Here is a 13801-nt window from a genome sequence, read left to right as displayed (position 1 = left end):
GTGGGGAGGCGGGTCAGCCAGTGATGGTCCGCGAGTCCACACCGACATTGCCGCCGCCCTGCTTGGTGATGTAGCCGCGGGTCATGTACTTCGATCCCGAAATCCGGGTGCTGACACACGACCAGCTCTTGGTCTGGTGCGCGGAGAACGACACCCTCTGCGCGCTCTTGCAGACGCTGACGCTGCCGTTGATGTACCGGAACGTGGTCACCTGGGTCGACTGCGTCCGGTCGATCAGGTTGCGGACCTCGTGCCGGTGCCTGATCTTGCTCCCGCTCTCGGTGATGACACAGGCCCGCTCCTGGAAGCTCTCCACCTGCTTCCAGCCGCTGCAATAGGTGGCTGCCTGCGCAGGAGCCACGCCGAACGCGAGCATCCCGGAAGCCATCATCGTGCCCGCCACAGCGAGACGCACCATCCGCATTGGATTTCCCCCTTTTGTTGGTCAAACAGCGGTCGGTTCACAAAGATCGCGGCTCGCCTCGGGCATGTCAACGACCCCGCGACATCAGCGCGGTGAACTGCCGGAGCGGATCGCCCAGCTCCGCATCCTCAGTCAACTGCCTTGCTTTGCAGGGCACTTCACCGCGGGACGAGGCGCAGCTCGGCACGAGGCGCGTCAATTCCCTGATTCTTCACCTGTCGGTGTGCGGGGCTGTCGCGGGTAGTTCCACGGTGATGCGGATCCCGCCGGCAGAGCGCGGGGTGAGGGTGAGCGTTCCGTCGTGTGCCTGGGTGATGGTTTTGACGATTGCCAGGCCGAGGCCGACGCCTGCGTGGTCGATGTGTATGCGCTCGGTGCCGCGCTGGAATGGTTCGGCGAGTGTCGACACCAGCCGTGGGGACATATTCTCGCCAGTGTTTTCGACAGTGAGCACCACAGTCTTGGGGCGGACGCCGGTATTCACCCACACGGTGCCCTGTTCAGGCAGGTTGTGGACGATGGCGTTGTGCACGAGATTCATGGTCAGCTGCAGCAGGAGCGCTTGCGATCCGATCGTGGGAGCGACGTCGCCAGAAGTCTCGATGGTGACGCCATGCTTTTCCGCGACGGGGAGGAGTGTTTCGGTGGCTTCTTCCGCTATGAGGGACAGGTCGACGTGTTCTCGGGTGAAGGACCGTTGGTTGGCGCGGCTGAGCAGGAGCAGTGCCTCGGTGAGGTCGATGGCTCGGGTGTTGACGGCGTGGAGGCGGTCGACGAGTTCGCCGGTGTCGTGGTTCGGATCGGTGCGGGCCACGTCGAGCAGTGCCTTCGAGATCGCCAGTGGGGTGCGCAACTCGTGAGAGGCGTTGGCTGCGAATCTCTGCTGTTCGGCGACGTGTGCTTCGAGCTGCGCGAGCATCGTGTCGAAGGCGTCGGCGAGTTCGCGGAACTCGTCCCTGCGGCCCGGTAGCCGGATCCGGTGGGAGAGTGATCCGTTCGTGGCCATGCAGGTGGCGTCCGTGATGCGAGTCAGGGGGGCGAGCATGCGGCCGGCGAGAAGCCACCCTCCCAGGAGACCGAACAGCAGCAGGAACGCCAGTACTGCGAGTGCCCTCGGAGCGAAAACGTCCAGGAGGGCGGACCGGACGGGAAAGACACCGCTCGTGGGTTTGTCATCGGGGTTGATGAGCATCGCACGATCGGGGACGTAACGCAGGAGGAACACCCACACCGCCGTGAGCAGCAAGGCGCCTGCGACCATGAGGAATCCGGCGTAGCTGAGGGTGAGTTTGAGGCGAACGCTCAACCCGGGTGCCCTATCCACGGTCCCCTCCCTCGTCTCCGGCCTCCGGTTGCGTGTCGATGCGGTAGCCGACGCCTGGCACGGTGGCGATGATCCAGGGTTCGCCGAGACGTTTGCGCAGTGCCGAGACCGTGATGCGCACGGCGTTGGTGAATGGGTCGGCGTTCGCGTCCCACGCGCGTTCCAGGAGTTCTTCGGCGCTGACGACACCGCCGTCGGCGGCGACGAGGACTTCGAGCACGGCGAACTGCTTCCTGGTCAGCGCGACGTAGCGGTCGTCACGGTAGACCTCGCGGCGGAACGGATCCAGACGCAGACCTGCGATCTCTCGTACGGGAGGCCTGGTGTGTGCACGCCTGCGGTCGAGTGCCCTGAGCCTGAGCACGAGCTCCTGGAGCTCGAACGGCTTCGTGAGGTAGTCGTCGGCGCCGAGTCCGAACCCGGAGGCCTTGTCGTCGAGTCGGTCGGCGGCGGTGAGCATGAGGATCGGCATGCCGCTGCGGGAGGTGACGATGCGTTTGGCGATCTCGTCGCCGGAGGGGCCGGGGATGTCGCGGTCGAGAACGGCGATGTCGTAGGTGTTGATGCCGAGCAGTTCCAGAGCGGTGTCGCCGTCACCGGCGATGTCCGCCGCGATCGCTTCCAGGCGCAGACCATCGCGGATGGCTTCTGCCATATACGGCTCGTCCTCGACAACCAACACACGCATGTTCTTGAGGCTACGAGTCGGCACATATCGTCGGCGTATCGAAAACCGCATACGTGCCGGCAACACCACGCTGCCTTGACTGGCGGCATGACTTGGACCCCACCATCAGCACGAACATCGACCCGCCGGATTCGCCGGCTCCTTGTCGTCGACCTGATAGCCGTCATCGCAGTGATCACCACCCTCGGCTGCCAGGCGCCGAAGTCCTCGTCCACCTCGCCTTCTTCGTCCCCCTCGGCCGCATCGTCCTCGAATCCGCTTCACCGTGAGCACGGTGGTGCGCTCGGCGAGGCTGACGGTGCGGTCCCCGACGACGTGACGGTCTTCGATGACGCGATTCCGGCTGTGGCCAACCTCGATCCAGGTCTGCTCAAGGCCCTCCGCCGGGCTGCAACGGCTGCCGCGGACGACGGAGTCGAGTTCTCCGTCACCAGCGGCTGGCGTTCCCCGGAGTACCAGAATCAGCTTCTTCGCGAGGCGGTCTCCAAATACGGGTCTGCGGACGAGGCCGCCCGATGGGTGGCCACCGCGGTGACGTCTCCTCACGTGTCGGGGGACGCGGTCGACATCGGGAGCTCCGATGCGATGGCGTGGCTTTCCGAACACGGTGCCGAGTACGGGCTGTGCCAGGTCTACAGGAACGAACCCTGGCACTACGAACTGCGCACCACTGCGATCGATCGTGGTTGCCCGCGTATGTATGCGGACCCCACCCAGGACCCGAGGATGCAGCAGTGACCGGCAGTGAGCGAGGACTGACGGTGGCGCAGGTGGACACGGCGGAGACCGGGCAGGGCGGCGCCGGCCGCCGGGGTACCGGCTCCGGTACCTGGCGCGCGGGCATCCGCCGGGCGATCCGCATCGGCTCCCGGCCGGGGCCCTGGAAGCGCGGCCCGGTGCTCGCTGCGCTGGCGCTGCTGCTCGGCCTGCTCATGCTGCTGCATGCGAAGATCCCGAACCGGATCGGGGGCCTCGGCAGCCTGGTGGAGACCTTCCTGCCGTGGTTCGGCCTGTTCATCCCGGTGCTCCTTGCCGGGGCGCTGTGGCGTCGCTCCGTCTCCGCGGTGGTCGCGCTGCTGCTGCCGGTCATGGTGTGGCTGCACCTCTTCGGCGCGCTGCTCAGCGACAAGTCCCACCCGGGCGGCGACCTCACGGTGGCCGGCCACAACGTCGGCGCCGACAACCCCGACCCGGCCGGCACCGCCCGCGACCTGGCCGCCTCCGGTGCGGACGTGCTGGCCCTGCAGGAGATGACCGAGCAGGCCAGGGGCACGTACGAGAAGGGGCTGGCGAAGGCGTATCCGTACCACACGGTGCAGGGCACGGTCGGACTGTGGAGCAAGCTGCCGCTGTCGGACACCCAGCCGGTCGACATCAAGATGGACGCCGGGCCGCTGGGGGACACGAAGCCGGACGAGGTCAAGATGGCCTACAACCGGGCGCTGCGCACCACGGTGACCACCGACCACGGGCCGCTGGCGGTGTATGTGGCCCACCTGGGGTCCGTACGGGTGAATCCCAGGGCGGGCTTCTGGACGGACTCGCGGGACCGCAACGCGCAGGCGCTCGGCGAGGCCCTCGCCGCCGAGCAGAACGAGCGGGTGGTGCTGCTCGGCGACCTGAACGGCACCATGGACGACCGCGCGTTCGACGGCATCACCTCACAGCTGCGCTCGGCCCAGAACGCGGCCGGGGAGGGCTTCGGCTTCACCTGGCCGGCGTCCTTCCCGGTGGCGCGGATCGACCAGATCCTGGTCCGCGGCGTGGAGCCGGAGAGCTCGTGGGTGCTGCCGGCCACCGGCAGCGACCACCTGCCGGTGGCGGCCGGAATCAGCTGGTGAACGCGTGCAAACCCTCCGGATCCTTCCCGCGCCTCCCGCCGGATCTGCTGTCGCAGACCAAGGCGCGTCCCGGCACCGTCAGCCCGAACGTCGCATCACGCGACGGCGGTCCCCTCGAGCTCGACCATCAGGGTGGGGATCGCCAGCCGTGTCACCCCGAGCATCGTGGTGGTCGGCGCCACCTCCGCGGCGCCCAACCGCGCCGCCAGCACGCCGTAGTGCTGGAAAAGCAGATCGACGTCGGTCGTGTAGACGTTGAGCCGGACGAGGTTCGCGAGAGACATGCCGGCCTCGCCGAGCACGGCCTCCAGGTTGTCGATGCTCAGCGTCAACTGCGCCGCCATGTCACCGTCATGCTGGGGCTTGCCGTCGCCGCTCATCGCGGTCTGCCCCGAGATGTACAGGGTCCGGGTGTGCCCGGAGACGACCTCGCCCTGGTTGAATCCCATCTCCACCGACCACGTCACCGGGTTGACCGCCGTTCGTTCCACTGCCACGTCAGCTCCATTCGATTCATGGGGAGTACGTACGGCCATCGGCTCGGTAGCCGCCGGCCTCGACGTCGTGTTGACGAGCCTCGCAACAAATCACGACATCCTTGGTCACGTATTTCGATAAAGTTCTCGTATGCGCGCCGACCGGTTGGTCTCGCTGGTGCTGCTGCTGCGTCAGCGCGGTCGGCTGACTGCGGACACGCTGGCCCGCGAGCTGGAGGTATCCACCCGCACCGTGCTGCGCGACATCGAGGCGCTGTCCGCAGCCGGCGTCCCGGTCTACGCCGAACGCGGCCGGCACGGCGGTTTCGCGTTGGCGCCCGGTTTCCGGACCGAGCTCACCGGTCTGAACCACGACGAGGCCCTTGCCTTGCTGACCGCCGGATCGGGGCGCGGGGAGCAGGTGTTCGGCCTCGGCTCGGCGCTCGCTTCGGCCATGCGGAAGGTGGTCGACGCGCTGCCCGAAAGCCACCGGGCCACCGCGAGCGACGCGGTCCAGCGATTTCTCGTCGACCCGGAGACCGACCTGCTCTCACGTCGGCTCCTCACTGAGGAGGTACCCGACACCACAATGATCGCGGTCCGGCGCGCGGTGCTCGCCGGACACAAGCTCCGCATCCACTACGCGGCCACAGACCAGACACCACAGTGGCGCACGGTGGACCCGATCGGCCTGGTCACCGTGCGCGACCGGGGCTACTTGCTGGCCACGAGATCCGGCGCGGACCGCACCTACCGGCTGTCGCGTGTGTTGGCCGCCGAGGAGCTCCCGGAAACGGCACAGCGGCCAAACCGGGTCGATCTGGACCGGATCTGGCGGGAACGCTCCGCGCAGTTTCTCTCCGGCGGCAACCACATCACCGTGCGGGTACGGGTGAACCCGGCGCGGCGGGAGGACCTGCTGGACACCGCGCTGGCCGTCCGCGCAGAAGAACCCGACGCAGACGGCTGGCTGCGGCTGGAGGTGACCTTCCAAGATTCACGACACGCCGAATGGGCGCTGTGGCAGCTCGCCACGGACGCGGAAGCCCTGGCCCCGCAGACGTTACGCACCTCCCTGCGCAACCGCGCCGCCGCGATTGCCACCCGCTACGGAGACTCATCCTGAGACTGGCGCGGCCCCAACGACCGGTTTCTGCGAGCAGTAGCGGCTCCCGGCCGGTGGCAACACCGATCAGGATTCAAGAAGCGCCGGTCACCGAGCCGCAGCTAGCGTGAACGCCATGACCGCCATCGATTGCCTCACCCTCGAGGTGGCCGACCCCACGGCCGCCGAGCGCTTCTACACCGATGCCTTCGGCTTGGGCAAACAAGTACGCCTGCGGGCCTCGGAGGCGCCGACGTCCGGCTTCCGCGGGTTCACGGTGTCGCTCGTGGTCTCCCAGCCGTCGATCGTCAACGGCCTCTTCGGCGCCGCTCTGGCCGCCGGCGCCACCGAGCTGAAGCCCGCCAAGAAGTCGTTGTGGGGCTACGGCGGCGTCGTACAGGCCCCAGACGGGACAATCTGGCAGCTCGCAAGCTCGTCGAAGAAGGACACCGGTCCGGACAGCCGGCAAATCGATGAGATCGTTCTTCTGCTGGGCGTCTCGGACATGGCCGCGACCAAGCGGTTCTACGTCGACCGCGGCCTCACGGTCGCGAAGAGCTTCGGCAGCAAGTACGTCGAGTTCGACGGTTCATCGAGTCCCATCAAGCTGTCGCTGTACGGACGTCGCGGCCTGGCCAAGGTCGCCGGAGTCCCGCCGGAGGGCAGCGGGTCCCACCGGCTCACGATCGGCGGCGACGCCGGGACCTTCACCGACCCGGACGGGTTCATGTGGGAGCCCGCGGCATGAAGTTCCGAACCCATGTCGAGCTCCCGGAGCCCATGAAGGGCCTGGAGGCACCGCCCTGACAGGTGCTCACGTAGCCGATCCAGTACGGGAGTTCGAGTGTATCCTCACCCGAACCGAGGAACCCCGGTTCGGCATGGGCGACTGACGCCGCAGGTCCGGCGTGTACTCGCAACCTGCTGCATCTTGAGCACCCAACGAGAGCCCATCGGCAGAGCTCCTGAGGCCGAAACTTCTCAGGTCGGAGCACCCGCCTGCCATGGGAATGGTTTGGGGGCCTCAAAGCTTTCCTTATAATCGGAAGGTAAAAATCCCTCGCAGCCCCCTTCAGGAGGTCACCCCCGTGAACACCGTCCTCGGACGCCGGGCCCGCATTCTGGCCGCCACCACCGCGACGGCAGGGCTGGTGCTCGTGGCCGGCTGTTCCTCGGGCGACGGGGGTGGTGAGACCGTCAAGGGGGTCTCGATCGTGAAGGCGGGGCAGCTCACGACCTGCACGCACCTTCCGTATCCGCCCTTCCAGTCGGAGATCGACGGCAAGGTGCAGGGCTTCGACGTGGCCCTCATCGACCTGGTCGCCAAGGACCTGGGTGTGAAGCAGGACATCCTGGACACGCCGTTCGAGAACTTCAAGACCGGCGCGTTCCTCAACTCCGGGGAGTGCGACCTCGCCGCGGCCGGCATGACGATCACCGACGAGCGCAAGAAGAACGTCGACTTCTCCGACCCGTACTTCGACGCCACCCAGGCCGTCCTCGTCGACAAGAAGAGCGGCATCGGCTCCTTCGACGCTCTCAAGGGCAAGAAGCTCGGCGCCCAGGCGCAGACGACGGGCGAGGAGTACGCGAAGGGCAAGGGCCTCGACCCGGTCTCCTTCGAGAGCTCCGACGCCGTCCTCAACGGCCTGCGCACCGGCCAGGTCCAGGCCGTCATCATCGACTACCCGGTCGTCCAGGGCTGGCTCAAGGACAAGGCGAACGCCAACGCCTTCGAGGTCGTCGACAACCTCAACACCGGTGAGCAGTACGGCTTCTCGGTGAAGAAGGGCAACACCGAGCTCGTCGAGGCCATCAACAAGGCGCTCAAGGACGCGAAGGCCGACGGCACGTACAAGAACCTGTACGAGCAGTGGATCGGCCCGTACGACGAGACCGAGACCTCGGCTTCATGAGCACCGAGGCAGACACCCGACTCCAGCCACAAACCCGCAAGTCCGGTCTGACCAGGCGTCAAAGGCGGGCCGTGTCGCGCGGTGTCCAGTACGTGGTGTTCATAGCCGGTCTGGTCGCGATAGGCGTCACCGCCGACTGGGAGCGGCTTCGGAACCAGTTCGCCCAAGCCGATCTGGCCAAAGAGCTGTTCCCGGACATCATCACGCTCGCCCTGCGCAACACCGTGCTCTACACGGTGTCCGGCTTCGTCTTCGGCCTCGTGGTCGGCATGGTCATCGCCCTGATGCGGCTCTCGTCCGTGGGCCCGTACCGATGGTTCGCCGGCGTCTACATCGAGATCTTCCGCGGCCTCCCCGCCCTGCTGATCTTCATCTTCGTGGGCGTCGGCGTACCACTGGCCTTCCCGGGCACGGAGATCCCGGGCGGGACGTACGGGAAGGTTGCCCTGGCGCTGGGCCTGGTGGCGGCCGCCTACATGGCGGAGACGATCCGCGCCGGCATCCAGGCCGTGCCCAAGGGACAGATGGAAGCGGCCCGTTCGCTGGGCTTCTCGCACGCCCGGGCCATGGTCTCGATCATCATCCCGCAGGCGTTCCGGATCGTGATCCCGCCGCTCACCAACGAGTTGGTACTCCTGTTCAAGGACTCCTCGCTGGTGCTGTTCCTCGGGGTCACGCTGGAGGAGCGCGAACTCGCCAAGTTCGGCAGGGATTTGGCGAGCACGAACGCCAACTCCACGCCGATCCTGGTCGCGGGCCTGTGCTATCTGCTGATCACGGTGCCGCTCGGTTTTGTCGTACGCCGTCTTGAGGCGAAGGCCGGGGAGGCCACCAAGTGAGCAGCACAAGCAATACGAGCGGTATGCCGGAGATCCAAGTCCGCAAACTACACAAGTCGTTCGGCGACAACGAGGTGCTGCGAGGCATCGACCTGGAGATCAACTCCGGCGAGGTCGTGTGCGTCATCGGCCCGTCCGGCTCCGGCAAGTCCACGCTGCTGCGCTGCGTGAACCTCCTGGAGGAGCCCACCAAGGGTCAGGTCTTCGTCGGCGGCACCGAAGTCACCCACCCCGACGTGGACATCGACGCCGTACGCCGCCGGATCGGCATGGTGTTCCAGCAGTTCAACCTCTTCCCGCATCTGTCGGTGACCGAGAACCTCGCCCTGCCGCAGCGCCGTGTACTCGGCCGGGACAAGGCGGAGGCGGCGAAGGTGGCAGCCGAGAACCTGCGGCGCGTCGGCCTCTCCGAGAAGGCGGACGCGTACCCCTCCTCGCTCTCCGGCGGCCAGCAGCAGCGCGTGGCGATCGCCCGCGCGCTCGCCATGGGCCCCGAGGTGATGCTCTTCGACGAGCCCACCTCCGCCCTCGACCCCGAGCTCGTCGGCGACGTGCTCGCCGTGATGCGCATGCTCGCGAACGAGGGCATGACGATGATGGTCGTCACGCACGAGATGACCTTCGCGCGCGAGGTCGCCGACCGGGTCGTCTTCATGGACGACGGCGTGATCGTCGAGGACGGCACCCCCGAGCAGGTCATCGACAATCCGGCCCATGAGCGCACCCGCCATTTCCTGTCCCGGCTCCTCGACCCGGCGATGGCGGACGTGCAGGAGGAGATCTCGGACCGGGTGGGCAAGGGGGAGTAACACCCGACTCACTAAAGTGCACGACATGAGCGATCGCGCGGTGCTGCACGTGAAGGGGCGGGTGCTCGTCGGCCCCGACGACGCCCGGGACGAACTCTGGGTGATCGACGGCAGAATCTCGTACGAGCGTCCAGTCGGCGTCCGTGATGTCCGTACCGTCGAGGGCTGGGCGCTGCCCGGCCTCGTCGACGCGCACTGCCACGTCGGCCTCGACACCCACGGCCCGGTCCCCGACGACGTCTCCGAGAAGCAGGCCCTGACCGACCGCGACGCCGGCACCCTCCTCATCCGGGACGCCGGCTCGCCCTCCGACACCCGGTGGATCGACGACCGCGACGACCTCCCGAAGATCATCCGAGCCGGCCGCCACATCGCCCGCACCCGCCGCTACATCCGCAACTTCGCGTGGGAGATCGAACCCGACGACCTCGTCGCATACGTAGCCCAGGAGGCCCGGCGCGGTGACGGCTGGGTCAAGCTGGTGGGCGACTGGATCGACCGCGGGACGGGAGACCTGAGCGCCTGCTGGCCGCGAGACGCGGTCGAGGCGGCCATCGCTGAGGCTCACCGCCTCGGCGCGCGCGTCACCGCACACTGCTTCGCCGAAGACTCCCTGCGCGACCTGGTCGAGGCGGGCATCGACTGCATCGAGCATGCCACGGGCCTGACCGACGACCTCATCCCCCTCTTCGCCTCACACGGCGTCGCCATCGTCCCCACCCTCGTCAACATCGCCACGTTCCCGCGCCTCGCGGACGGCGCCGAGTCCAAGTTCCCGCGCTGGTCCGCCCATATGCGACGGCTCCACGAGGGGCGGTACGACACCGTGCGCTCGGCGTACGACGCCGGGATCCCGGTGTACGTCGGCACCGACGCGGGCGGTTCGCTCGCGCACGGGCTGGTGGCGGGGGAAGTGGCGGAGCTGGTGACCGCCGGGATTCCTCCGGTCGAGGCGCTGTCGGCCACGACGTGGGGTGCGCGTGCGTGGCTGGGGCGGCCTGGCCTGGAGGAGGGGGCGCCAGCGGACCTCGTGGTGTACGACGGGGATCCGCGGGAGGACGTACGGGTGCTGGCCGCTCCGCGGAGGGTGATGCTGAACGGGAAGGTGGTGGGCTAGGGCAGGTGGCAGCGCCCCGGTTGAGGGTGATTCAGCCCCGCCGCCCCTGCCCTGCCGTCCCGTTCGTGGGCTCCGCCGCCAGACGGGAACCGTGGCGGAGGCGGACGCGTCGTCCGCGGCATGATCAGAACTCATCGAACCGTCGAGGCCCTGGTGATCAGGACCGCCCTGCCCGCCGAAGCCGCGGACGTGGCCGAGCTGCACGGGCGCGCCCGCGCCACGTACTACCCCGACGGCCTGCCGGACGACGCCACCGACTGGCCCGCCGTCTGGCGCGGTGCCATCGAGCGCCCCGACACCCGTGTGCTGTGCGCGGTGCGGGCCACGCGTCTCGTGGGCATCGCCTCCTTCCGGCCCGCCGAAGGCGCCCCGGCCGACTCGGTCAAGCTGTTCCAGTTCCATGTCGACCCGGGGCATTGGCGCTCCGGTATCGGCGCCGAGCTGCACGCGGCCTGTGTCGAACAGTGGCTGGCCGACGGCAAGCGGACCGCGACTCTCGAGGTGCACGTCGACAACCAACGCGCGCAGGCTTTCTACGCCCGCCGGGGCTGGGTCCCCGATCCGGAGCAGCCGCCCGGCGGAGACGACCACCACCTGTCGCTGACCTACGACGTGCACGGGGAATGAACCCAGCCGTTTGAACGTTCACGCACCGAGCGGAGGGAGCCTTCGCGTACCCGTACGACCTGGAGAGACGAAGACATGCGCGTCGAGATCTGGAGCGACATCGCCTGCCCCTGGTGCTATGTGGGCAAGGCCCGCTTCGAGAAGGCGCTCGGCGCCTTTCCGCACCGGGATGAGGTCGAAGTGGTCCACAGGTCCTTCGAGCTCGATCCGGGGCGGGGCAAGGCCGAGACGGAGTCCGTCGTAGCCATGCTGACCAAGAAGTACGGGATGAGCGAGGCGCAGGTCCGGGCGGGTGAGGAGAATCTGCGTGGGCTGGCCGCCGCCGAGGGGCTGGGGTACCGCGCCGAGGGCCGCGATCACGGCAGCACCTTCGACATGCACCGGCTGCTGCACTTCGCCAAGGAGCAGGGCCGGCAGGCCGAGCTGCTGCAGATCCTGTACCGGGCGAACTTCGTCGAGGAGCGGTCCCTCTACGTGGACGCCGACGCGTATCTGGTGGACCTGGCCGTCGAGGCCGGTCTCGACGCGGACGCCGCCCGCAAGGTGCTCGCCGACACGGACGCGTACGCCGACGAGGTCCGGGCCGACGAACGCGAGGCCGCCGAGCTCGGCGCGAACGGCGTGCCCTTCTTCGTCCTCGACCGCAAGTACGGCGTCTCGGGCGCCCAGCCCGTCGAGGCCTTCGGGCAGGCGCTGGAGCAGGCGTGGGGCAACCGCTCGCCGCTGAAACTGATCCAGGACGGCGACGCGGACGCCTGCGGTCCCGACGGATGCGCGGTGCCGCAGCGCTGAGAGACCGCGGCAGCGCTGAGAAACCGCGCAGGTCGGGGCCGACGTATAAGCGTTCCTTAGCGGGATCACGTAAAAAATCGCAATGGACCAGGAGATGGCGAGGGCTCACAGTGGTCTCATGGAGACCTTCGAGAGCCTCGTCCGTACCGAGTTCGCCCCGAAGAACACCTTTCTGAACACCGCAAGCAGCGGGCTGCTCCCGGCCCGCACCGTCGCCGCCCTACAGGAGGCAGCGGCGCTCCGGGCCGACGGCAGTGCCCTGGACCCGCTGTTCGCCGATGTGGAGGCCGCCCGGGCCTCCTTCGCCCGGCTGGCCGGAGTGCCGGTCGGCCGGGTGGCGGCCGGGTCCTCGGTCAGCGCCTACACCGGGCTTGTCGCCGCCTCGCTGTCGGCGGGCGCCGAAGTCCTCACCGCCGAGGACGACTTCGCCTCCGTCGTGAACCCCTTCCATGTCCGCCCGGACCTCAAGGTCCGGGCCGTGCCCCTGGAGCGGATCGCCGAGTCCGTCCGGCCCGGCACGGCACTCGTCGCGGTCAGCGCCGCGCAGTCCGCCGACGGCCGGATCGCCGACCTGCCCGCGCTGCGCGAGGCGGCCAGGGAGCACGGTGCCCGTACGTACGTCGACTACTCCCAGGCGGCCGGCTGGCTGCCGATGGACGCCCAGGCGTACGACTACACCGCCTCCGTCTGCTACAAGTGGCTGCTCGGTCCGCACGGAGCGGGCTTCCTCGTCGTGCCGGAGGACTTCGGCGGGCTCACGCCCATCCTGGCCGGCTGGGTCGCCGGGGAGAACCCGTGGGACAGCTGCTACGGGCCCGTGGCCGAACTCGCCCACTCCGCCCGCCGGTTCGATCTGCCCCCAGCTCTCTTCAGCTACGCCGGGCTGCGCCGCTCCCTCGAACTCATCGAGGAACTCGGCGTCGACGCCGTGCACGCCCACGACCTCGCCCTCGCCGACCGCTTCCGGGCGGGGCTCACCGGTCTCGGCCACGAAGCCCTGCCGGCGCCGGGCTCGGCGATCGTGTCCGTGCCCGGCCTCGGCCACCTCCAGCCCGAGCTGGGCAAGGCCGGGATCCAGGTCTCCAACCGCGCGGGCAACCTGCGTGCCTCCTTCCACCTCTACAACACGCCCGCCGACGTCGACCGCCTGCTGGACGTCCTGTCTTCCTGAACCACTGGCGCGGGCCCGGCGGGGACGCTAGGAAGGGCACCAGGGGGTGGACCGTTGGAGACCACGGGGACGTCCGTCGAACCGGCCGCCGACGCGGAGTTGCAGCGGCGGCTGGTGTACGGCGACGAGTCCGCGCTGACCGAGGCGTACGCCGCGTACAGCGGGCTCGTCCGGGGGGTGGCGGTCCGGGTGACGCGCAGCCCGGCCGCCGCCGAGGATGTGGCGCAGGAGGTCTTCGCCCAGCTGTGGAGCAGGCCGTACGGGTTCGACGCTCGCCGTGGCTCGCTGCGTACCTGGCTGTCCGTGCTGGCGCACCGGCGAGCCGTGGACTGGGTGCGCAGCGAGGCCCGGCACCGCAAGGCCGCCGCTGCCGACGACTCGGCGCTGCAGGCGATCCCCGACACGGGACCCGGCCCGGACGAGACGGTCGTCGACCGCGAGCGCTCGCTCCTGCTGCACTCCGCGCTCGCCGAACTCCCGCAGTCCCAGCGGGAGGTGGTGCATCTCGCGTATTTCGCGGGCCGCACCTACCGCCAGGCCGCTGTCGAACTCGGCATTCCGGAAGGCACCGCCAAGACCCGGCTGCGCTCCGCCTTACGCAAGCTGGCCGAGTCCATGGCTGACCCACCGGATCCGGCCTGGGAAAGGGGCGCATGATGGATGGATGCGGCC

The 13801-nt window shown here is 68.6% G+C and carries 16 protein-coding genes; 12 read left to right on the top strand and 4 right to left on the bottom strand.

Annotation, left to right across the window (positions count from 1 at the left end):
- Positions 1-13: 13 nt before the first annotated feature.
- The 3 genes from ACGFNK_RS13560 to ACGFNK_RS13550 all read right to left on the bottom strand — a co-directional run bounded on the left by ACGFNK_RS13560 (position 14) and on the right by ACGFNK_RS13550 (position 2436).
- Positions 14-424, bottom strand: coding sequence for a hypothetical protein (locus ACGFNK_RS13560; protein ID WP_393415435.1), 411 nt, complete (start codon positions 422-424; stop codon positions 14-16).
- A gap of 211 nt (positions 425-635) precedes the next feature.
- Complete coding sequence (locus tag ACGFNK_RS13555; RefSeq protein ID WP_393415433.1) at positions 636-1748, bottom strand: sensor histidine kinase; 1113 nt, start codon at positions 1746-1748, stop codon at positions 636-638.
- Positions 1741-2436, bottom strand: a complete 696-nt coding sequence (locus ACGFNK_RS13550) for a response regulator transcription factor (protein ID WP_393415431.1) — start codon at positions 2434-2436, stop codon at positions 1741-1743. Before ACGFNK_RS13550 ends, ACGFNK_RS13555 begins: the two co-directional genes overlap by 8 nt.
- Before the next feature lie 87 nt (positions 2437-2523).
- On the opposite strand from ACGFNK_RS13550, the gene ACGFNK_RS13545 reads away from it, so the two are divergent.
- Both ACGFNK_RS13545 and ACGFNK_RS13540 read left to right on the top strand, forming a co-directional pair.
- The gene (locus ACGFNK_RS13545) at positions 2524-3174 is read left to right on the top strand and encodes a M15 family metallopeptidase (protein WP_393415429.1); all 651 of its coding nucleotides are present in this window, start codon (positions 2524-2526) and stop codon (positions 3172-3174) included.
- Between the two features lie 116 nt (positions 3175-3290).
- Positions 3291-4277 (top strand): endonuclease/exonuclease/phosphatase family protein, encoded by a 987-nt coding sequence (locus tag ACGFNK_RS13540; RefSeq protein WP_393415572.1) that lies wholly within the window; start codon positions 3291-3293, stop codon positions 4275-4277.
- A gap of 95 nt (positions 4278-4372) precedes the next feature.
- Here the strand turns inward: ACGFNK_RS13540 and ACGFNK_RS13535 are convergent, their stop codons facing one another.
- Positions 4373-4768, bottom strand: a complete 396-nt coding sequence (locus ACGFNK_RS13535; RefSeq protein ID WP_393415570.1) for a RidA family protein — start codon at positions 4766-4768, stop codon at positions 4373-4375.
- Positions 4769-4904: 136 nt separating this feature from the next.
- Here ACGFNK_RS13535 and ACGFNK_RS13530 point away from each other — a divergent pair, with 136 nt between their 5' ends.
- From ACGFNK_RS13530 to ACGFNK_RS13485, 10 genes are all read left to right on the top strand, one after another.
- Positions 4905-5879, top strand: a complete 975-nt coding sequence (locus ACGFNK_RS13530) for a helix-turn-helix transcriptional regulator (RefSeq protein WP_393415427.1) — start codon at positions 4905-4907, stop codon at positions 5877-5879.
- A 115-nt stretch (positions 5880-5994) separates the two neighbouring features.
- On the top strand, positions 5995-6606 hold the full coding sequence (locus ACGFNK_RS13525) for a glyoxalase (protein ID WP_393415425.1): 612 nt from the start codon (positions 5995-5997) through the stop codon (positions 6604-6606).
- A gap of 340 nt (positions 6607-6946) precedes the next feature.
- Complete coding sequence (locus ACGFNK_RS13520; RefSeq protein WP_393415420.1) at positions 6947-7774, top strand: transporter substrate-binding domain-containing protein; 828 nt, start codon at positions 6947-6949, stop codon at positions 7772-7774.
- The gene (locus tag ACGFNK_RS13515; protein WP_393415417.1) at positions 7771-8613 is read left to right on the top strand and encodes an amino acid ABC transporter permease; all 843 of its coding nucleotides are present in this window, start codon (positions 7771-7773) and stop codon (positions 8611-8613) included. Before ACGFNK_RS13520 ends, ACGFNK_RS13515 begins: the two co-directional genes overlap by 4 nt.
- Positions 8614-8636: 23 nt before the next feature.
- Positions 8637-9422, top strand: coding sequence for an amino acid ABC transporter ATP-binding protein (locus ACGFNK_RS13510; RefSeq protein WP_393415568.1), 786 nt, complete (start codon positions 8637-8639; stop codon positions 9420-9422).
- 25 nt (positions 9423-9447) lie between these two features.
- Positions 9448-10539, top strand: a complete 1092-nt coding sequence (locus ACGFNK_RS13505) for an amidohydrolase family protein (RefSeq protein WP_393415414.1) — start codon at positions 9448-9450, stop codon at positions 10537-10539.
- A gap of 120 nt (positions 10540-10659) precedes the next feature.
- The gene (locus ACGFNK_RS13500) at positions 10660-11166 is read left to right on the top strand and encodes a GNAT family N-acetyltransferase (protein ID WP_393415411.1); all 507 of its coding nucleotides are present in this window, start codon (positions 10660-10662) and stop codon (positions 11164-11166) included.
- Positions 11167-11241: 75 nt separating this feature from the next.
- Positions 11242-11958 (top strand): DsbA family oxidoreductase, encoded by a 717-nt coding sequence (locus tag ACGFNK_RS13495; protein ID WP_393415408.1) that lies wholly within the window; start codon positions 11242-11244, stop codon positions 11956-11958.
- A gap of 118 nt (positions 11959-12076) precedes the next feature.
- Positions 12077-13129, top strand: coding sequence for an aminotransferase class V-fold PLP-dependent enzyme (locus tag ACGFNK_RS13490; RefSeq protein WP_393415405.1), 1053 nt, complete (start codon positions 12077-12079; stop codon positions 13127-13129).
- A 54-nt stretch (positions 13130-13183) separates the two neighbouring features.
- Complete coding sequence (locus ACGFNK_RS13485) at positions 13184-13786, top strand: RNA polymerase sigma factor (RefSeq protein WP_393415402.1); 603 nt, start codon at positions 13184-13186, stop codon at positions 13784-13786.
- The last annotated feature ends 15 nt before the right edge of the window (positions 13787-13801 follow it).

Origin of the sequence: Streptomyces sp. NPDC048825 (genome assembly GCF_043198355.1) — a bacterium.
Classification (GTDB): Bacteria; Actinomycetota; Actinomycetes; order Streptomycetales; family Streptomycetaceae; genus Streptomyces; species Streptomyces xiangluensis.
Note: the sequence above shows the minus strand (reverse complement) of the source record. Positions and strands in the feature narration are given on the sequence as shown.